This is a genomic window from Lysinibacillus sp. BNK-21 (assembly GCF_048684915.1).
In the GTDB taxonomy this organism is placed as follows: Bacteria; Bacillota; Bacilli; order Bacillales_A; family Planococcaceae; genus Lysinibacillus; species Lysinibacillus capsici.
Genome location: NZ_JBLQTS010000001.1, coordinates 4,444,595 through 4,463,872, shown reverse-complemented (window position 1 = coordinate 4,463,872; position 19,278 = coordinate 4,444,595). Strand labels below are relative to the sequence as shown.

The 19,278-nt window shown below is 37.6% G+C and carries 18 protein-coding genes and 3 tRNA genes; 17 read left to right on the top strand and 4 right to left on the bottom strand.

Annotated features, from left to right (window positions below; translation table 11 throughout):
• The first annotated feature begins 215 nt into the window (after positions 1-215).
• The 8 genes from spoVT (at position 216) to ACMGGO_RS22320 (ending at position 6,226) form a co-directional block, all read left to right on the top strand.
• Positions 216-752 (top strand): stage V sporulation protein T, encoded by a 537-nt coding sequence (spoVT, locus tag ACMGGO_RS22355; protein ID WP_004229174.1) that lies wholly within the window; start codon positions 216-218, stop codon positions 750-752.
• A gap of 158 nt (positions 753-910) precedes the next feature.
• A complete protein-coding gene (locus tag ACMGGO_RS22350) occupies positions 911-2,533 on the top strand; it encodes a putative polysaccharide biosynthesis protein (RefSeq protein ID WP_066038163.1) in 1,623 nt (540 codons plus the stop codon).
• A gap of 8 nt (positions 2,534-2,541) precedes the next feature.
• Positions 2,542-4,002, top strand: a complete 1,461-nt coding sequence (gene mazG, locus ACMGGO_RS22345) for a nucleoside triphosphate pyrophosphohydrolase (RefSeq protein WP_066038164.1) — start codon at positions 2,542-2,544, stop codon at positions 4,000-4,002.
• A 4-nt stretch (positions 4,003-4,006) separates the two neighbouring features.
• Positions 4,007-4,297 (top strand): RNA-binding S4 domain-containing protein, encoded by a 291-nt coding sequence (locus ACMGGO_RS22340; RefSeq protein ID WP_048395337.1) that lies wholly within the window; start codon positions 4,007-4,009, stop codon positions 4,295-4,297.
• Positions 4,298-4,444: 147 nt separating this feature from the next.
• Positions 4,445-4,744, top strand: a complete 300-nt coding sequence (gene yabP / locus ACMGGO_RS22335) for a sporulation protein YabP (protein ID WP_004229167.1) — start codon at positions 4,445-4,447, stop codon at positions 4,742-4,744.
• A complete protein-coding gene (gene yabQ / locus ACMGGO_RS22330; protein WP_048395335.1) occupies positions 4,741-5,232 on the top strand; it encodes a spore cortex biosynthesis protein YabQ in 492 nt (163 codons plus the stop codon). The genes yabP and yabQ overlap by 4 nt, the downstream gene beginning before the upstream one ends.
• Before the next feature lie 17 nt (positions 5,233-5,249).
• A complete protein-coding gene (locus ACMGGO_RS22325) occupies positions 5,250-5,654 on the top strand; it encodes an FtsB family cell division protein (protein ID WP_048395333.1) in 405 nt (134 codons plus the stop codon).
• 134 nt (positions 5,655-5,788) lie between these two features.
• Positions 5,789-6,226, top strand: coding sequence for a S1 domain-containing RNA-binding protein (locus ACMGGO_RS22320; RefSeq protein ID WP_048395331.1), 438 nt, complete (start codon positions 5,789-5,791; stop codon positions 6,224-6,226).
• Between the two features lie 86 nt (positions 6,227-6,312).
• Here ACMGGO_RS22320 and ACMGGO_RS22315 read toward each other — a convergent pair whose 3' ends face one another.
• The 4 genes from ACMGGO_RS22315 to ACMGGO_RS22300 form a co-directional block, all read right to left on the bottom strand.
• On the bottom strand, positions 6,313-6,564 hold the full coding sequence (locus ACMGGO_RS22315) for a hypothetical protein (protein ID WP_048395329.1): 252 nt from the start codon (positions 6,562-6,564) through the stop codon (positions 6,313-6,315).
• Between the two features lie 165 nt (positions 6,565-6,729).
• A tRNA-Glu gene (locus ACMGGO_RS22310) sits at positions 6,730-6,801 on the bottom strand.
• Positions 6,802-6,805: 4 nt separating this feature from the next.
• Positions 6,806-6,882 (bottom strand) — tRNA-Met (locus ACMGGO_RS22305).
• A gap of 11 nt (positions 6,883-6,893) precedes the next feature.
• A tRNA-Gly gene (locus tag ACMGGO_RS22300) sits at positions 6,894-6,968 on the bottom strand.
• Between the two features lie 418 nt (positions 6,969-7,386).
• Between ACMGGO_RS22300 and ACMGGO_RS22295 the strand changes: the two genes are divergently transcribed.
• The 9 genes from ACMGGO_RS22295 (at position 7,387) to cysK (ending at position 19,175) form a co-directional block, all read left to right on the top strand.
• Positions 7,387-9,780 carry a SpoIIE family protein phosphatase gene (locus ACMGGO_RS22295; protein WP_420282274.1) on the top strand — a complete coding sequence of 798 codons (2,394 nt, stop codon included), beginning with the start codon at positions 7,387-7,389 and terminating at the stop codon, positions 9,778-9,780.
• A 29-nt stretch (positions 9,781-9,809) separates the two neighbouring features.
• Positions 9,810-11,216 carry a tRNA lysidine(34) synthetase TilS gene (tilS, locus tag ACMGGO_RS22290; RefSeq protein WP_374806343.1) on the top strand — a complete coding sequence of 469 codons (1,407 nt, stop codon included), beginning with the start codon at positions 9,810-9,812 and terminating at the stop codon, positions 11,214-11,216.
• Between the two features lie 67 nt (positions 11,217-11,283).
• The gene (gene hpt, locus ACMGGO_RS22285; RefSeq protein WP_004229145.1) at positions 11,284-11,826 is read left to right on the top strand and encodes a hypoxanthine phosphoribosyltransferase; all 543 of its coding nucleotides are present in this window, start codon (positions 11,284-11,286) and stop codon (positions 11,824-11,826) included.
• Between the two features lie 281 nt (positions 11,827-12,107).
• Positions 12,108-14,135: an ATP-dependent zinc metalloprotease FtsH gene (gene ftsH, locus ACMGGO_RS22280; RefSeq protein WP_048395325.1), complete on the top strand. Its 2,028-nt coding sequence runs from the start codon at positions 12,108-12,110 to the stop codon at positions 14,133-14,135.
• A gap of 153 nt (positions 14,136-14,288) precedes the next feature.
• Positions 14,289-15,122, top strand: coding sequence for an aldo/keto reductase (locus ACMGGO_RS22275; protein ID WP_311198651.1), 834 nt, complete (start codon positions 14,289-14,291; stop codon positions 15,120-15,122).
• A 251-nt stretch (positions 15,123-15,373) separates the two neighbouring features.
• Positions 15,374-16,141: a type III pantothenate kinase gene (locus tag ACMGGO_RS22270; protein WP_048395343.1), complete on the top strand. Its 768-nt coding sequence runs from the start codon at positions 15,374-15,376 to the stop codon at positions 16,139-16,141.
• Positions 16,142-16,162: 21 nt separating this feature from the next.
• Positions 16,163-17,044: an Hsp33 family molecular chaperone HslO gene (hslO, locus tag ACMGGO_RS22265; RefSeq protein WP_009373570.1), complete on the top strand. Its 882-nt coding sequence runs from the start codon at positions 16,163-16,165 to the stop codon at positions 17,042-17,044.
• Positions 17,028-17,999, top strand: a complete 972-nt coding sequence (locus tag ACMGGO_RS22260) for a peptidyl-prolyl cis-trans isomerase (protein ID WP_305193893.1) — start codon at positions 17,028-17,030, stop codon at positions 17,997-17,999. The genes hslO and ACMGGO_RS22260 overlap by 17 nt, the downstream gene beginning before the upstream one ends.
• A gap of 246 nt (positions 18,000-18,245) precedes the next feature.
• Positions 18,246-19,175 carry a cysteine synthase A gene (gene cysK, locus ACMGGO_RS22255; protein WP_004229133.1) on the top strand — a complete coding sequence of 310 codons (930 nt, stop codon included), beginning with the start codon at positions 18,246-18,248 and terminating at the stop codon, positions 19,173-19,175.
• The last annotated feature ends 103 nt before the right edge of the window (positions 19,176-19,278 follow it).

The following is a 19,278-nucleotide window of genomic DNA, read 5'->3' as shown; positions in this document are numbered from 1 at the left end:
ATAATTGATTTTTTCCAATATTTTTTATGAATTAATTATAGAAACTTATTCCTTGGGTAATCTAATAAAGAGTTGATTGATGTAATACCGTTTTTTGAAAAAAATTGATTGATGGTTGTGAAATCCTTTTTCTTCAGTTTTTGCATAGATTGCTCAAATAAAAACCATACTATCATTGAATTAAAATTTCATTGTAGCGAAAGCGAGGCATTAGAATGAAGGCAACAGGAATTGTTCGTCGTATTGATGATTTAGGGCGTGTAGTTATTCCAAAAGAAATTCGTAGGACGCTACGTATTCGTGAAGGCGACCCGCTTGAAATTTATACGGACCGTGAAGGCGAAGTCATTTTAAAGAAATATTCTCCCATCAATGATTTAGGGGAATTTGCAAGAGAATATGTTGAAACACTTTATGAAACGATGGGCACACCAGCATTTGTCACTGACCGTGATGAAGTAATCGCTGTTGCAGGGATAGGGAAAAAGGAATATATAAATCGTCGCATTACGTCCTTTGCGGAAAGCTTTATGGACGAACGCTCCACAAAAATAGAAAAAATGGAGACAACGATTGAAATTGTCCCTGGACAATATGAGCAAGTAAAATCATATTGTGCGACACCTATTATGGTGAATGGTGACCCAATAGGCTGTATTATCGTCTTGTCTAAAGTACACTTTGTTGGTGAGGTAGAAGTCAAAGTAGTGGAAACAGCTGCAAACTTCTTAGCAAAACAAATGAATAGTTAATGCATGGAAAAGTTATTGCGATGACCTTTAAGGCTGAACAATAACTTTTTTGCGTACATAAGGATGAATCATTATAGGAACAGTAGTGCCACCTTGCACGTCAAACTTTTGAGATATGCTATACTATTGGCATTGTTAAGAAGGAAAGAGGGCAATTTATGTCGCAACGTTTTGGTATGAAAAGCTACATGAAGGGTGCCGCCTTATTGACGATAGCAGCCCTTATTGTAAAAGTTCTTAGTGCCATTTACCGTGTGCCTTTTCAAAATCTAGTAGGTGATGAAGGCTTTTATATCTATCAACAGGTATATCCAGTTATTTCAATCTTCGTTGTTTGGACATCTAGTGGCTTTGCTATAGCCATTTCTAAAATGCTTGCAGACAATGATTGTATTGTTGATACAATAGAACGTGATGAAAGACGTCGCACTATAACACAGGTAGTTTTCAGGTATTTAACGGTATTATCACTACTGTTTTTTGCCATTTTATTTGGAGGTGCTGAAAAGATTGCCCATTTAATGGGAGACATTCAATTAGCACCACTTATTCGTACAGGCTCCTTAGTAGTATTGGTTATGCCGGCGCTGGCTATTTTAAAAGGTAGCTTTCAATCTAGAGCAATTATGGAGCCTATTGCTTATGCCCAAGTACTTGAACAAGCAGTGAGAGTAACTGTCATATTAGCAGGTACCTTTCTTATTATGACAACGACTAAATCTCTTTATGGTGCAGGAAAAATGGCTGTTATCGGTACAGTAATTGGAGAAATTACAGCCTTGCTATTACTTGCTTATATCTCATATAAACGATTTGGTCTACTGCAAGTTAAACAACATCTACAACGTAATCCAAGTTTACCTATCATTAAAGAGGTCACTTGGCTCAGCTTGAGTGTCAGTATGAGTGGTCTACTACTACTTGGCTATCAATTGGTCGATTCATTTACAATCTATTCTTCATTAATTGATAATGGCATGACTCCTACAATTGCAAAGGAAACGAAGGGTATTTATGATCGAGGACAACCGTTAGTTCAACTAGGTGTTGTCATTGCATCCTCATTGTCGTTGGCCATTGTGCCACTTGTCGCCCATTTGTCGAAAAAACAAGCGGGACGTAGTGCAGTACCATTCATACAATTAACATACAAAGCATCCGTCCTGTTCGGCTGGTCTGCTGCACTAGGCTTAATGCTAGTTATGCCTTATTTAAATGAAATGCTTTTTAAAACCAATTCCTTATCGGAAGTATTGATTGTCTATGTATTTCAAATTGTCCCTTTGTCGATTATCCTTACATTTACAGCGATCTTACAAGGCTATGGAAAATTAAAAAAACCAGCTTTATTTCTCATAATTGGTTTTCTAATAAAAATTATATTAAATGTACGTTTAATTGGTGGATTAGGTGTACTAGGAGCTGCCATCGCAAATGATATAGGATTATTATTAACAGCAACCTTGCTGATTATTTATTTAAAAACATTGACTGGCATTCAATTAGCTTCAGGCGCATTTTATAAAAAAGTAGGTATAGCCTCCTTCAGTATGACAATCGTCGTTCTTATATGGTTACAGCTAGTATCGTCCTTGTTAAACCATTTGATGTCTTCACGTATGATAGCCATGGTGGCGGGTTTGACAGCAGTATCTATTGGGGCGTTTGTTATGCTAACAATTATTGCAAAGAAAAGAGTACTAATAGAAAAAGAATGGTATTTACTGCCGTTTGGACGTAGAATGGCTGTTTACCAACTTTGGCTAAATTCAAGGAAGTAGGTGTAATATTGAATACATTAACAATTATTGGTTTAGGTGCAGGTGACTTTAATCAGCTGCAAATGGGTGTTTATAAAAAATTAAAGGCTGCTAAAAAATTATATGTACGAACAGTGGATCATCCGGTTTTAGAGGAATTAGCAGCAGAGGGTGTGGGATTTGAAAGTTTTGACGACGTTTATGAAAAACACGATACATTTCAACCTGTGTATGCAGAAATAGCTGATTCTCTTATAGAAGCTACCGCTGTTGAGGATGTTATGTATGCTGTGCCAGGGCATCCACTAGTTGCAGAGCAAACAGTGCAATTACTTATTGCAGCCGCAAATGAAGGGAAAATTGAGCTAGTCATTGAGGGTGGTCAGAGTTTCTTAGATCCCATTTTTGGTGCGTTAAAAATAGATCCAATTGAAGGCTTTCAATTACTTGATGGTACTAGCTTTTCAATGCATGACATTAACATGCGTCAGCATATCTTGATCGCTCAAGTATACGATACATTCAGTGCATCAGAAGTGAAGCTAACGTTGATGGAGAAATATGATGATGAGTATCCTGTGACAGTTGTGACAGCGGCTGGATCTTCACAGGAACAGATTGTCACAGTGCCACTCTATGAACTCGATCAAAGTGTAGAAGTAAATAATTTAACAACAGTCTATGTACCACCTGTAAAATCACAGGAGGAGTCATTAAGAGATTGGACAACATTCCGTCAAATCATTGCAACGCTGAGAGGTCCAAATGGCTGTCCTTGGGATCAAAAGCAAACACATGAGTCGTTGAAAAAATATTTACTTGAGGAAGCACATGAATACTTGGCTGCGGTCGATGCTGAGGATGATTTTGCTATGATTGAGGAACTTGGTGATGTGTTGTTACAAGTATTTTTGCATGCACAAATTGGAGAAGATCAAGGTTATTTTACACTTGAAGATGTGTTAGCTTCGATTAGTAAAAAAATGATTCGCCGCCATCCGCACGTTTTTGGGGATGTTGCAGTAGAAGATGCAGATGATGTCGTGACTAATTGGGAGGCTATTAAAGCTGAGGAAAAAGAAACTAGCGACAAACCTTTATTAGACGAAGAATATAGAGCATCTTCGGCATTACAGACAGCCTACAATTATCAAAAAAGAGCTGCAAAAGTGGGCTTTGATTGGCCAGATGTGGAGGGAGCATGGGATAAATTTACCGAGGAATGGCAGGAATTTCGCCATGAGGTGACGAAAGGCTCTAATGCGTCCCGTCTTGATGAATTTGGCGATGTATTGTTCACATTAGTAAACTTAGCACGTTTCTATAAATTATCACCAGAAGAAGCCATGCTACATGCAAATGAGAAATTTGCAAGACGTTTCGGCTATGTTGAGCAACAGGTAAAAGCAAGTGGAAAACCATTTTCCGATTTTACATTAGAACAATTAGATGCATTTTGGAATGAAGCAAAGCAACTAGAAAAGGAGTAAGATTATGAGATTAGATAAGTTTTTAAAAGTATCCCGTTTAATAAAACGCCGTACTTTAGCCAAAGAAGTGGCCGATCAAGGACGTATTACAATCAATGAAAAGATTGCAAAAGCAAGTAGTACAGTGAAAGCTGGTGATGAGCTTGCTATCCGTTTTGGTCAAAAAATAGTAACGGCACGTGTAGAAGAAATACGTGATACTGTGAAAAAAGAAGATGCAGCAAAAATGTTTACCATTTTGAAAGAAGAACGACTTGAAAAGATTGAGCCTGAATTTATTGATGATGAGGATTAAAGCTAAATTTATTTTCTAGCCCTCCTATTGTTGTCCCGCCTTTCTTTTTGTAGGTGAAAGTATGATACAACTTAAATAAAGTTGTCATGCTTTGAAGGTTGTCCGCATAAAGTGAACAGAAGCTAGGACGACTAAAGGAGGAAAAAAATGACGCTACATCAAGAAAGTAATCGTTACACAATTCCATCTGGAGAGCATATTTTAACGATTCGTAATCGTAAAAGAATGGACATGACTTCTGTAAAATCAATTGAACGCTTTGATCAGGAAGAGTTTTTCATTAAGACGTCCCAAGGGCACTTGTTAATCCGTGGAGAGGAACTGCATATCGTTCATTTAGATGTTGACAAAGGATTATTGACACTTGAAGGAACTGTAAAAACCTTACAGTACGACGAGGAGGAAAGTGGCTTCTCGAAAGGTTTCCTTCATAAGTTATTTGGATGATTGTCAGTGAACAATTTTATCAATTAATTGTCATGGTTTTGAGCGGTATAGCAGTTGGTTTCATAATTGATAGTATAAGGCTTATTGTTTTTTCAACTCCAAAAAGGTCAAGCCTTCGAAAGTGGATGATGGTTGTTGAGTTAATAACTTGGATTCTACTTGGAGGGTTGACATACTATTTATTATTTTGGCTAAAAGATGGCGCTTGGCGGGCTTACGACCCGCTAGCGCAAATAGCTGGAATTTTTTTGTATCAATCATTTTTTCAAACCTTTTTACGTTTCGTTGCTAGAATTTTGGTGAATATAACATGGAGACCCTTTTGGTTCATTGTGCGTTTCATAATTACGGTTATTCGACAAATTTTGCAATTATTAATAAATATTGTTATGTTTGTTATAAGACCTTTTGTCAAAATTTATTCGTATTTGTCCTACACTTTTTTTAAAAAATTACGATATTTGAAGTATAATAAAAAGCAACAATAATTATCGGAGGTGCGGACATGACTAGACGTCATTCATCAAATGATGAATCCCAAAACTTCACTAAGCTTGATAATGACTATGTCCGTAACACGGATAGAGCTATAAATCGCAAACAACAGGCTCGAAAACGTAAGATGCGTCGTATTGTCTTTTTTGCGATTGTACCAGTCATTATTATTGCTCTTCTCTTAAATGTGCTGTCACATCAGAATGAAACATTAGCAGCAAAAGAGAAATCCAAAGAAGAAGCGAATCGGCATCTCACTGAATTGAAAGAAGAACAAGATACATTAAATCTTAAAATCAAACAATTGCAGGATGATGAATATATCGCAAAGCTATTAAGAAAAGAGTACTACTTATCGGAAAAAGGTGAGATTATTTTCATCATTCCAGATAAGGAAGATAAAAAAGACGACTGAAAAGCTATGTATTGTTGACACTCTTTTATTGTTATATATAATGAAAAGAGAAGCTTATTGCAGTAAAAAGTTTGATTAAATTGATTACATGGCTCAAAAGAGTCGCTTAATTTTTAAGGAGGAGCATTTTTTTTATGTCAATTGAAGTAGGCAGCAAGGTACAAGGTAAAGTAACAGGAATCACAAATTTTGGAGCATTCGTTGAGCTGCCAGATGGCAAAACAGGCTTAGTTCACATTAGTGAAGTTGCTGACAATTATGTAAAAGATATCAATGAGCATCTAAAAGTTGGAGATGAAGTTGAAGTAAAAGTGATGAATGTTGAAGCGGACGGAAAGATTGGTCTTTCAATCCGTAAAGCAAAGCCTCAAGCTGAAAGACCAGAGCGACCAGAGCGTCCAGCACGTCCACGTCGTGATAATCGTTCCAATGATCGCAACGAACGCCACCAGCCAAAAGAAAATTTTGAGCAAAAAATGGCACGCTTCTTAAAAGATAGTGATGAACGTCTAGCAACACTTAAACGTGCTACAGAATCAAAACGCGGAGGTCGCGGAGCTAGAAGAGGGTAGTTTGCTGACTGTTTTAATCGTAGAAAAAGTGTATGAAATAGAGTTGGGAGTGGCTTTTTAAAAAGCTACTCCCTTTTTTAATATACCTATAAAGTAGAAGAAGGTCTCTTTTTCTTTTTTGTGGGTGTTATCGTTTTTTCATCGGTAAGACCAATGGATTCTTTCTTCACAGGATGGATAACCATTTTAACAAGTAAAGCAACACCATATACACTCACAGCTAGTCCACCAAGCAATAAGATTATTTGAACAAAAAACGGTAAGTTTATTAGAATTGAAATAAGAATAATCATTGAGCCACTTCCACAAATTAAAGCAGCTTTTGTTAATGCACTCAAGGGAATTAAACCTCCTAAAAACGTTGTTTTTACTAGTATGCCATACTTTTATATTCTGTCACATAGCTTTACTTGAGCGGACGGATAGAATTTGCAAAGAAGTAGATAGATGGATAAATTAAAAATAGGTATCTCAGAATCTAGTTCTGAGATACCTATTTGAGATGACCCGTACGGGATTCGAACCCGTGTTACCGCCGTGAAAGGGCGGTGTCTTAACCACTTGACCAACGGGCCTATATGGTGGCGGCCGAGGGGATCGAACCCCCGACCTTACGGGTATGAACCGTACGCTCTAGCCAGCTGAGCTAGGCCGCCAAATTTAGAAATGGAGCGGAAGACGAGGTTCGAACTCGCGACCCCCACCTTGGCAAGGTGGTGTTCTACCACTGAACTACTTCCGCATGTCGTTTAAGCAACAAGTTAAATAATACAAGCCAATCGTGCTAGTGTCAAGTAGGTTTGGAAAAATATTTAAAGATATTTTAGGACATTTAACTATAGAAGAATATTTTAGCGGATTTTTTGTTCTTACGTAGAAATATATCCTAGAGAATAGTTGAATCAAACCATTAATAGTACATAAAATCCCTTCAAATTAGGCTTTAAGATGAATAGTAAATAATTATTATATTGATTCAATAATTGAATTTTCCAATATTTCTATTGATCAAAAGCCTTTTACTATAGAAATTGTTGCCAATTCTCGTATTTATGAATAGCTATTAGTCGAAATATTTATATTTTTTTCTGTCAACGTCAGACAATCTTTCCACACATAATTTTTTATAATAACCAAAAGTGCGGAAAGGGGATAGTTAAATGACAAGTATTGAATGGTATAATACAACGAATGTAGATGACCAAAAAATAGGTTTGAAAAAGAAGCAGATCCTAATAGGCTCTCTCTTTTTTTTAACCGCCTTTTTCTTGGCTCAATCTGTTGTATTTGAAGCGGCTGTACCGTTCTCAGTTCCTTTTTGGGCCATTATTCGAACAAAATATAGGGAGTATGCCAAATTCGTATTATTTGGGAGTTTAGTGGGTTGCTTTTTCCTGGGCTTTGGACAAGTCCTAATTCTCGCTTTACAAATTATCCTGTATGAATGTATTATGCGTTTTCGTTACTGGCAACTGCCCCAAAGTATTGCGGTGTCTTTAGCTGTATTACTGGTACAAATAATGTGGCAAGGGGTGATGTATCAAGGCTTACCACCAGTGCTTGTACAATTTTATGTGGGCTGTGAAGCAGCTTTAGCTCTTATTATGACATTGTTTATGCAAGTATTATTTGTTAATTCGTATGAATGGTTTACGACGCATTGGACATATGAAAAGCTAGGTTCAGGATTAGTCGTCTTTGCAGCCATGCTTACTGGAATGCAAACGGTTGTAATAAGCTATTTTTCACTCCCTATTTTTTTACTGCAGCTCTTTATCTGTTTTGGCGCATTGGTTGGAAGTGTTCCTTTAGCAACTGTCATTGGAGCAGTGCTAGGGACGCTTATTGGTGTGGCCAAGCTTTCGTTTACCGGTATGCTTTCGGTGGCTACCTTAACTGGATTATGTGCGGGTATGGGAGCGAAAGGTGGTAGATTTGGCGTTGCTATTGGTAGTATTTTACCTAGTGTATTTTTTTTATTTTATGACGCCACATTGCCCTTGGATAGTGTTTATTTTACCTCAATTGCCATTGGTAGTATTTTATTTCTAACCATTCCAAAGAAATATTCAGATAAGGTAAGGGACAAGCTCTTTCCACAACGAGAAGAGGTTTTACTAGCCCGACAGAATTGGTTAACAGAACATGTAACGTATAAATTAGAGCACTTTCAGCATTTTGTGCAATTCATGAAGGAACTTGTGTTTGATCGCTTTATGACAGCACCAGTTGAAGCGGCAAAGGAAGTAGCACCAATGAATACTTGTTTAAGTTGTTTCCGTTATGATCATTGCTGGGGTGCGCAAAATAATGGTATGGACAAGCTGATGACAGATTGGTTTCATATGAAAGGAGTAGGCAAGGAATCAGCTATTCATCGTGTTGAAGAACAAATACGCTATAAATGTGTGAAATCCACGAAAATCTTTGAGGAATTAGATACAGAACTTTATAGAGAACGAATTAACGGGCAATATTTCCATGGTAAAAAAATGATTGCCCTTCAACTGCGAGATATGAGCAATCATTTAAATCAGTTAATTGCTGAGATGAAGGAAGATACAATTTCTTTTGTAAGTGTTGAGAAGGACATTGTTGAGCGCTTAAAGGAAGCCAATATTGAATGTTTTCAACTTGATGTCTTAAGTAATAAGCCTGGGGCAAGAAAGATTGTTTGTGCCTTAGCACCAGCACGTGTCAACTGGGAGAAAGATACGACATTAGCTGAACGTATGATTTTGCCGATTCTTTATGAAATTTTTGATGAACCTTTTGAAATTGAAAAAGTAGTAGCCTGCGAAATACCATTTCGTCATGTTCAAATTTGCTTTAGATCAGCTATTAGCTTTGAAGTAGAGTATGATATATATAGCATGTCTAAAGATGCAACATTATATTCCGGTGATTCTCATGCCCTTTTCCAATTGCATCCAGGATTATTTGCGATATTGCTGTCTGATGGTATGGGGCAAAGTAAAGAAGCACAACATGAAAGTAGAAAATTGATTCATTTAATGAGAGAGTGTCTAAATTACAATATGAATCCCGAAACTGCGATGCATACGCTCCATTATGTCATGGCATTAAAACAGCAAGATGATATGTATGCAACCCTTGATTTTGCACTTGTCGATTTACAGCATGGAGATTTGTGGTCGTGGAAAGCGGGTGGAATGTCAACCTACATTTTGCGTGGAAAAGAGGTACTGAAAGTAGAAAGTAATGCAGCACCTGTAGGATTCTTATCTATTTCAGCAGTCGAAGCTGAAAAAAGAAAACTGAAGGCAGGTGATGTTATTTTAATGCATTCAGATGGACTGTTCTCAAGTGTAGCTGATTGGGATGAACAGGAGGAAACATTTTTAGCTTTCGCACAGCAGGTAGCAAGTACAAATAAAACGATTCAAGAAAAGCTAACAACCATTATGCAATCATTCCAAGGATATTTTGAAATAGAGGATGATTGTACAGTATTAATGTTAGAGGTGACACATGTTGTACCGGCATGGGCTGTCTTTAGACCAGCTCAGTATTCAATGAGTAAATCATCTTAAACTAAAAACGAAAAGGGGAGGAGAAGCGTTTGTCATTTGAATTAAAGGTCAAAACATTTATAGAAGAAGAGCAATTATTACAGCAAGGCGACCATCTTCTCATCGCCGTTTCGGGTGGGATAGACTCTATGGCTTTACTTCATTACTTTATTCAAACACAGGAGCATTGGAACATTCAGGTGGAAGCCGTACATGTTGATCATATGTTGAGAGGAGAAGCTTCTGCTGAGGATAGGGCTTTTGTTCAAAAATATTGTGACGCTAATGATGTTTACTTACATGCCAAGGAAATTCCAATACCTACAATATTGGCACAGGAAAATGGTAATACACAGTTAATATGTCGTAGGGAAAGGTATCAATTTTTCAAAGAAGTTCTGCATAAAACAAATGCTAATAAGCTTGTAACTGCACATCATGCGGATGACCAACTGGAGTCAGTATTAATGGCCCTTACAAAAAATGCAACAATGAATAGCATGCAGGGCATACGTCCTCAAAGAATTTTTGGAGGAAAATCATTAATTCGTCCGTTTTTAACGGTTACAAAGTCTGAAATAGGGGAATATTTACTTAGAAAAGGTTTAGATTATCGAGAAGATGCTAGCAATTCTAAAGATACCTATGTACGTAATCGTTTTAGACATCATGTGGTGCCTTTATTGGAGGCAGAGAATCCGCGAGTGACTGAACAGGTGACCCATTTCACAAAGCAATTGCAAGAAGACGATACCTTTTTAATGACATTGGCCCAAGATGTATTTTCCCAAATCATCATAAGAAATAATGAAAATACATATCGCATGGAAATTGAGGCATTTCAATTGGTACCACTTGCTTTACAAAGGAGGCTCATTTTAATACTATTAAACTATCTTTACAAAGATTCAAATACGATACAAAGTTATGCCTTATTGACTTCAATTTTAAAGCTTTGTGATACAACAGCAGGGTATGCTGAAATTCACTTACCTGAAGATTTTCTAGCAGTTCGCCGTTATGGAAATTTAACGATTCAGAAAAAGGAGCCGTTAGAAGGCCTAGCTTCTCCTGAGAAACAGGTTATTTCGACTGCTAATGGCTGGACAACACTGACAAATGGTGAGCGCTTACGCGTAGTCAATTTGCATGATTTATCGTCTGAATTGCTGACGGATACTGCACAACTTTTTTATTTTAACGCTAGCAAACTCCACCTACCGTTTTATGTTCGGGCACGCAGGGATGGAGATAGAATGCTGTTAAAAGGAATGGATCAGCCAAAACGCTTATCTCGCCTTTTTATAGATGAAAAGATTCCTTTAAATGAGCGAAATAGCTGGCCGTTACTGATTTCTCAATCTGATGAGGTGGTAGCGGTAATTGGTGTGCGTATGGGAATATTTTTTTCAACCACTCCGCAACCAAACGATGATACAGTGCTCATCGTAGACTAAGGTCTTTGTAAAATATTTCACCGAAATAGGGTGAAGATTTTTTGATACATCACGAGGAGGAATCGATATGTTACAAAACGACATCGAAAAAATTATGATTACAGAAGAACAATTGCAAGAAAGAATTGCAGACTTAGGCGCGCAATTAACAGAGGAATACAAAGATGCATTTCCATTAGCTGTTGGCGTACTTAAAGGGGCAATGCCATTTATGACAGACCTAATGAAACGTTTCGATTCTTTCATCGAACTTGATTTTATGGATGTGTCTAGCTATGGTAATGCTACTGTGTCATCTGGTGAAGTGAAGATTTTAAAGGATTTGAATACAAGCGTTGAGGGACGTGACGTATTAATTATCGAGGACATTATTGATAGTGGTTTAACTTTAAGCTATCTAGTAGATTTATTTAAATATCGCAAAGCAAAGTCCATTAAAATTGTTACATTACTTGATAAACCATCAGGTCGAAAAGTAAATTTATCTGCTGACTATGTTGGTTTCGAAGTGCCAGATGGCTTTGTTGTAGGATATGGCTTAGATTACGCTGAAAAATATCGTAACTTACCTTATATTGGTATTTTAAAGCCTGAGGTATATTCTTTCTAAGAACAAAAGACCAGCTATAAAAAGTAAAGGTCTCCAGCGCAAGTCACGTATTTTTAGTTATGTTTAACATAATTCAAAATCTTGACACAATGTTTAGCTATATCGAGCCCGAGGAACAGGTACAATTACGCTGGGACATATAAAGATGGCCTAAAAACTGTTGTGATAACGGCAATAAGTGAACGAAACATTTTTTAAGTAGGGCTTTTCGTTGTATGATGAAATCATGATATGTTAAGATTTTACTTATAATTTTTCTGTTTGTAATGAGGAGGCTGGAGATGAATCGAATATTTCGATATACCATATTCTATCTACTGATTTTCCTAGTGATTATCGGTATTTTTGGTACTTTCAATGGTGGAAATTCACCAACGAAAGAATTAACTTATCATGAGTTTCAAGAAGCTCTAGATAAGAAAGAAATAACAAGTGCTACAATTCAACCTGATAAATCAGTTTACGTCGTTGAAGGAACACTGAAGGGGTATGAAAAAGGGGAAAGTTTTACTACAAACATCCCTCGTGAAAACCAATCTTTAATGGACCGCATCGATGAGGCTGCTAAGGATAAAAATAGTAATATTAGTTTTTTAGCAGCACCAGAAACAAGTGGATGGATTCAATTCTTTACAGGAATTATTCCTTTCATTATCATCATTTTCTTATTCTTCTTCCTAATGAGTCAATCTCAGGGTGGCGGTAATAAAGTGATGAGCTTTGGTAAAAGTAAAGCTAAACTGTATGATGATCAAAAGAAAAAAGTGCGTTTTACAGATGTAGCAGGTGCTGATGAAGAGAAAGCAGAACTTGTTGAAGTGGTAGAATTCTTAAAAGACCACCGCAAATTCACTGAAATTGGTGCCCGTATTCCAAAGGGTATCTTACTTGTAGGTCCTCCAGGTACAGGTAAAACATTACTTGCACGAGCAGTAGCAGGTGAAGCAGGTGTTCCATTCTTCTCTATCTCAGGTTCTGACTTCGTTGAAATGTTTGTCGGTGTTGGTGCTTCTCGTGTCCGAGATCTATTTGAAAATGCTAAGAAAAATGCTCCATGTATCATCTTTATCGATGAGATTGATGCAGTAGGTCGTCAACGTGGTGCTGGTCTCGGTGGAGGCCATGATGAGCGTGAACAAACATTAAACCAGTTATTAGTTGAAATGGATGGTTTTGGTGCCAATGAAGGGATTATTATCATTGCCGCAACAAACCGCCCGGATATTTTAGATAAAGCATTATTACGTCCAGGTCGTTTTGACCGTCAAATTACAGTAGGTCATCCTGATGTAAAAGGACGTGAGGCAATTCTTAAAGTACATGCACGTAATAAGCCTTTAGCAGATACAGTTGATTTAGCAGCTGTTGCTCAACGTACCCCAGGTTTCTCAGGTGCGGATTTAGAAAATCTACTAAACGAAGCAGCGCTTGTAGCGGCTCGAAAAAGTAAGCGCACTATAAATATGGCAGATATTGATGAAGCATCAGACCGAGTAATCGCTGGTCCTGCAAAAGCCAGTCGCGTATATTCTGCGAAAGAGAAGAAACTGGTATCCTTCCATGAAGCCGGCCACGTAGTCGTTGGTCTTGAGCTAGATGAGGCTGATACAGTACACAAAGTAACAATTGTTCCTCGTGGGCAAGCGGGTGGATATGCGATTATGTTACCGAAGGAAGAGCGCTTCTTTACGACAAAGCAAGAGCTTTTAGATCGTATTGCAGGTCTTCTGGGTGGTCGTGTAGCTGAAGAAATTGTTCTTGGTGAAGTTTCTACTGGAGCACATAACGATTTCCAAAAGGTTACAAGCATTGCCCGTGCTATGGTTACTGAATACGGAATGAGTGAGAATCTTGGAGCTATGCAATTTGGTTCAAGTCAAGGTGGTAATGTATTCCTTGGCCGCGACTTTAATTCTGACCAGAACTATTCTGATTCAATAGCCTATGAAATTGATAAAGAAATGCAAAAAATAATTGATACACAATATGAGCGTACTAAGCGTATCCTTACGGAAAAACGTCACCTGCTTGATTTAATTGCCAATACACTAATGGAAAAAGAAACATTAAATGCACAAGAAATTGAGCATTTACGTGATCACGGTGTGTTACCGGAACCAGAGGCTGCAGAAAAAATTGAGGAGAACACTCCAAAGATTGAAGCAAAGCCTACATTAGATACTATTGGCGAACCAGTTGTTGAAAAAGAGCTACTAAGTAAAGAGTCAAATCCAACAACTTTGGATTTAGCAAAAGAACGTAAAGAACCGAATGATGCACCTAAGGGTATCGATGAAAAACGTGATTAAAAATAGGGAAGACTGTTTACTAGTTCAGTAAGCAGTCTTTTTCTTTGCCTTTTCTTACTAATAAGCATTAGGATAGAGTAGTAAAAAGGACAAGCTGCATGCAACTCTGCCATTTAGAGAGATGTTAGCCAAAAAAGATAGGAGTGTATATGCGTGGGAAATGTTGTATTGAATAATGGTCTTAAAATGCCAATGGTTGGATATGGTGTCTTTCGAGTACCCGAAGGAGATGACCTAGCTGAAGCAGTCAAAACAGCTATAGCAAAAGGCTATCGTAGTATTGATACAGCACAAGTATATCGAAACGAAGAAAGTGTTGGACGAGGAATACGAGCAGCCATTGAAGAAGGCTTGGTAACTCGTGAAGAATTATTTATCACATCAAAAGTTTGGAACGATGGACTTTCCTATGAAGAAACACTTGCGGCATATGACAGCAGTCTAGAAAAAATAGGATTAGACTATTTAGATTTATATTTAGTACATTGGCCTGGAATAGACCAAAATTATATTGAAGTTTATAAAGCACTAGAAAAGATTTATCAAGATGGTCGAGTACGTTCAATTGGTGTTAGTAATTTCCATGTACACCATTTGGAAAGCCTTTTGAAGGAAACGACTGTCGTCCCTGTTATAAATCAAATTGAATTCCATCCGCATTTAATACAGGAGGAAGTACGTGCCTACTGTAAGGATAAGGGCATACAGGTAGAGGCATGGTCTCCGTTGATGAATGGTTCTCTACTGGAAGAGGCATTGATTCAAGAGCTAGCATCTAAATATGGCAAAACGCCTGCACAGATTGTATTACGCTATGATGTGCAACATGATGTTGTCACGATTCCAAAAACGATGACACCTGCACGTATGACTGAAAACCTAGCTGTTTTTGATTTTACGTTAACTGAGCAAGAAATGACACAGTTAGATGCAATGAACGATGGACTACGTTGTGGTCCAGATCCAGAAAAATTTAATTTCAAATGATTGTAAGAGAGGCTACCATATTTAGGGGGCCTCTTTTTAAAGAAGGATGATAACATGTATAGGTATTTATCTCCACCTGTAGTAGAAGGTGATGTACCTAAGACTATCCCTACAGTACAAACAACATCTGCTGAATCAAGATAAAAAGTATGGTATCATTTTCTAAAGTGTTTTATCCTCATTCCAGTTAGAGAGAATATTGTAATATGGGGATTGTGAAAGTTACAATGACGACATGGGAGGTGTCATTCTTGATTTTAGTTTTAGATGCAGGGAATTCCAATATTGTATTAGGTGTCTATGATGACAACGATCAATTAGCCTTCCATTGGCGTATGGTGACGGATCTTCATAAAACAGAAGATGAATATGCCATGCAAGTTCTTTCATTTTTTAATCATGCAGGCATTTCATTTGAACAAATAACAGGCATTATTATATCCTCAGTTGTGCCACCAATTATGTTTTCACTAGAGGCGATGTGCCAGAAGTATTTTCGAAAAAAGCCATTGATAGTAGGGCCAGGTGTGAAAACAGGTTTAAATATTAAATACGAAAATCCTCGTGAGGTTGGGTCTGATCGCATAGTGAATGCCATAGCAGCTCTAGATTTATATAAGGCCCCTTGTATCATAGTTGATTTTGGGACAGCAACAACCTATTGTTATTTGAACGAAAAGGGCGATTACATGGGTGGAGCTATTGCGCCAGGCATAACTATTTCTACAGAGGCTCTTTATACACAGGCTGCAAGATTGCCGCGTATTGAAATCGTTCGACCTACACATATCGTGGGGAAAACGACCGTTTCTGCCATGCAGGCGGGAATTTTTTATGGCTTTGTCGGGCAAGTTGAGGGCATTGTTAATCGTATAAAAGCACAAAGTAAAGAGGAGCCATTAGTTATTGCTACAGGTGGATTAGCAAATCTAATTGCAGGGGAGACACAAATTATAGATGTTGTAGATCCATTTTTAACGTTAAAGGGTTTATATAAGCTCTATAAACGTAACCAATAGGAAATGAGGGACATTCCATTTATGAGTGATTATTTAGTAAGAGGTTTAGGATTTAATGGACAAGTTCGTGTGTTTGCAGCACGTACAACAGCCACAGTAGGAGAAGTGCAACGCCGTCACGATACATGGCCAGTTGTATCAGCAGCTTTAGGTCGTTCAATGACAGCGGCAGTTATGATGGGAGCCATGCTAAAAGGTGAAGAGAAAATCACTATTAAAATTGAGGGCAACGGTCCAATTGGCCCAATGGTAATTGATAGTAATGCACATGGAGAAGTGCGTGGATTTGTGACAAACCCTCATGTACACTTTGATTTAAACGAGCAAGGTAAGCTAGATGTTCGAGCAGGTGTTGGAACAGAAGGTGCTCTTACAATTGTTAAAGACCTTGGTTTAAGAGATATGTTTTCAGGACAAACACCAATTGTTTCAGGCGAAATTGCTGAAGATTTTACTTATTATTTTGCTACATCTGAGCAAGTACCATCATCTGTAGGTTTAGGCGTATTAGTTAATCCAGACAACACTATTCTTGCAGCTGGCGGATTTATACTTCAATTAATGCCAGGTTGTGAGGAAGAAACGATAACTGAAATTGAGCAACACCTTGCTACAATAGAGCCTGTTTCCAAAATGATTGAAAAAGGCTTTACACCAGAGCAAATTTTAGAAGCTGTATTAGGAAATGGACATCTACAAATTTTAGATTCCATGCCAGTTGAATTTAAATGTCAATGTTCAAAAGAGCGGTTTGGTGCGGCAATTTTAGGTCTAGGAACAGCAGAGATTAGAGAAATGATTGATGAGGACGGCGGTGCAGAGGCACAATGTCACTTCTGCTTAGAGACATATAGCTTTTCTAAAGATGAGCTAGAAGGGTTTATCGATGAGCTCAACGCGTAATCGGCGACCTTCAACCAATGTAACACCAAACCAAACTCCTTTATTGCAACGTCGTTTAAAGACAAAGCCTGCTTTAGCTGTCATAGCCGTTTTGTTATTAGGAAATGTATTATGGTTCATTAGTTGGTTGATCCCTAACAAAGGTCAGGAAATTGGTAGCGACGAACAAGTCGCTGCCATTGACGGGGATGTTATCACACGCCAAGAGTGGATGATTGCTATGGAAGAACGATATGGTAAAGAAACACTCCAAAATTTAGTAAATGAAACGGTAATGGAAAAGGCCGCAAAAACATATAAAATTAAAGTTACTGATAAAGAAATTGATCTTGAATTAGCGTTAATGCGATCTGCTCAAGATAAGTATGATACAGCCATGCAAAATCTTTCGGCAGAGCAACTACGCCAAAAGATTCGATCACAGCTTATATTGGATAAGGTACTCACTAAAGATGTAGTGATAGAGGAAGAAAACGTTGAAAAGTATTATGAGGAAAATCAAGGCTTATATAATACAAAAACAAGCTATCGTACGAATTTTATTGAGGTCGATTCAAAAAAAGCTGCTGATGAGGCACTGGGTGAATTAAAAAATGGCTCTGATTTTACAGTGCTGGCACGAGAAATTTCTGTTGATAGTGCTTCAGCGAGTTTAGGAGGGGATATTGGTTTCCTTACAGAAAATCAGGAAAATGTAGACCCTGCAATTATTAATACTGTAAAATCACTAAAGGTAGATGAGGTAAGTAAAGCCTTTAAGTTAGATAATGGTCATTATGGCATTGTTCAAGTACAAGAGATATTAGAAGGACAATCCTTTACATATGACGATGTGAAAGAACATATTGAGCGAGAATTAGCTTTAGAGCAATTACCGCAATCTGTTACGCCAGAAGCATTTTGGTCGGAATTTAATGCTACTTGGTATTATGGAGAGACTAAAAAAGAAAAATAATACATGAAAAGAGTCTGCAGGTTTTGCGGGGTAAAATGAGTGATCAAACTTACAGGCATTCGTAGTGAATTACCCAATAAATGCAGGTTCTTTTTCTTTAGTGAGGATAAGATTTTTCCTTTTCATAGCAATGATAAATATTCTGAAAATATTAGTTTTATTTATTGACAATCGAATGGAAAAATTGATAAAATACAAAATAAGTAAAACCTATAAAAATAGTAGGGATTGGGAGTGGATTAGTAAATGAGTAGATTAGCAAACTCGGTAGCTGAATTAGTTGGTAAAACACCAATTGTAAAATTAAATCATGCAACAAGTGAAAATGAAGGTACTGTGTATGTAAAATTAGAATATTTTAATCCGGGAAGCTCGGTGAAAGACCGTCTAGCTTTAGCTATGATTGAAGCTGCGGAAAAAGACGGGACATTAAAACCTGGTGGTACGATTATTGAGCCGACATCTGGTAATACAGGTATTGGTCTTGCGATGATTGCAGCTGCTAAAGGTTATAAAGCCATTTTAGTTATGCCAGAAACTATGAGCTTAGAGCGTCGTAATTTATTACGTGCTTATGGTGCAGAGCTTGTATTAACACCTGGTCCAGCAGGTATGAAAGGTGCAATTGCTAAAGCAGAAGAACTATCTGAAGAACATGGCTACTTCCTACCACAACAATTTACAAATCCTGCGAACGCGGTAATTCACCGTTTAACAACAGGCCCAGAAATTGTAGAAGCATTTGATGGCCTGACACTCGATGCTTTTGTAGCTGGTGTCGGCACTGGTGGTACAATTACTGGTGCTGGTGCGGTCTTAAAAGAAAAGTATCCAAACATTGAAATCATTGCAGTTGAACCAAAGGATTCACCAGTTCTTTCTGGTGGTCAACCAGGGCCTCATAAAATTCAAGGAATTGGCGCTGGATTTGTACCAGCAGTTTTAGATACAGAAGTCTACTCTTCAGTATTCCCTGTTGAGAATGAGGTTGCTTTTGAAGTAGCACGTAAAGTAGCACGTGAAGAAGGAATCCTATGTGGTATTTCATCTGGTGCTGCAATCTATGCTGCAATTGAAGCGGCAAAACGTTTAGGTAAGGGTTCGAATGTCCTTGCTATTGTGCCTTCTAATGGTGAACGTTATCTATCAACACCTTTATATCAATTTGAAGACTAATTCAATTTTTTTATGTAAGGGCTCCTTTATAAAGGGGCCCTTTTTTAGTGTGAAAACTAGGGCACTATGAAAATTATAAAAACATTCGCTTCTATGTAATAAT

Bases quoted from the DNA above. Each gene is read 5' to 3' on its own strand.
- ACMGGO_RS22350 (WP_066038163.1), top strand. From the start codon at position 911: ATGTCGCAACGTTTTGGTATGAAAAGCTACATGAAGGGTGCCGCCTTA.
- spoVT (WP_004229174.1), top strand. From the start codon at position 216: ATGAAGGCAACAGGAATTGTTCGTCGTATTGATGATTTAGGGCGTGTA.
- ACMGGO_RS22260 (WP_305193893.1), top strand. From the start codon at position 17,028: ATGAGCTCAACGCGTAATCGGCGACCTTCAACCAATGTAACACCAAAC.
- yabQ (WP_048395335.1), top strand. From the start codon at position 4,741: ATGATTGTCAGTGAACAATTTTATCAATTAATTGTCATGGTTTTGAGC.
- ACMGGO_RS22340 (WP_048395337.1), top strand. From the start codon at position 4,007: ATGAGATTAGATAAGTTTTTAAAAGTATCCCGTTTAATAAAACGCCGT.
- ACMGGO_RS22320 (WP_048395331.1), top strand. From the start codon at position 5,789: ATGTCAATTGAAGTAGGCAGCAAGGTACAAGGTAAAGTAACAGGAATC.
- hpt (WP_004229145.1), top strand. From the start codon at position 11,284: ATGTTACAAAACGACATCGAAAAAATTATGATTACAGAAGAACAATTG.
- ACMGGO_RS22325 (WP_048395333.1), top strand. From the start codon at position 5,250: ATGACTAGACGTCATTCATCAAATGATGAATCCCAAAACTTCACTAAG.
- ftsH (WP_048395325.1), top strand. From the start codon at position 12,108: ATGAATCGAATATTTCGATATACCATATTCTATCTACTGATTTTCCTA.
- hslO (WP_009373570.1), top strand. From the start codon at position 16,163: ATGAGTGATTATTTAGTAAGAGGTTTAGGATTTAATGGACAAGTTCGT.
- ACMGGO_RS22295 (WP_420282274.1), top strand. From the start codon at position 7,387: ATGACAAGTATTGAATGGTATAATACAACGAATGTAGATGACCAAAAA.
- yabP (WP_004229167.1), top strand. From the start codon at position 4,445: ATGACGCTACATCAAGAAAGTAATCGTTACACAATTCCATCTGGAGAG.
- cysK (WP_004229133.1), top strand. From the start codon at position 18,246: ATGAGTAGATTAGCAAACTCGGTAGCTGAATTAGTTGGTAAAACACCA.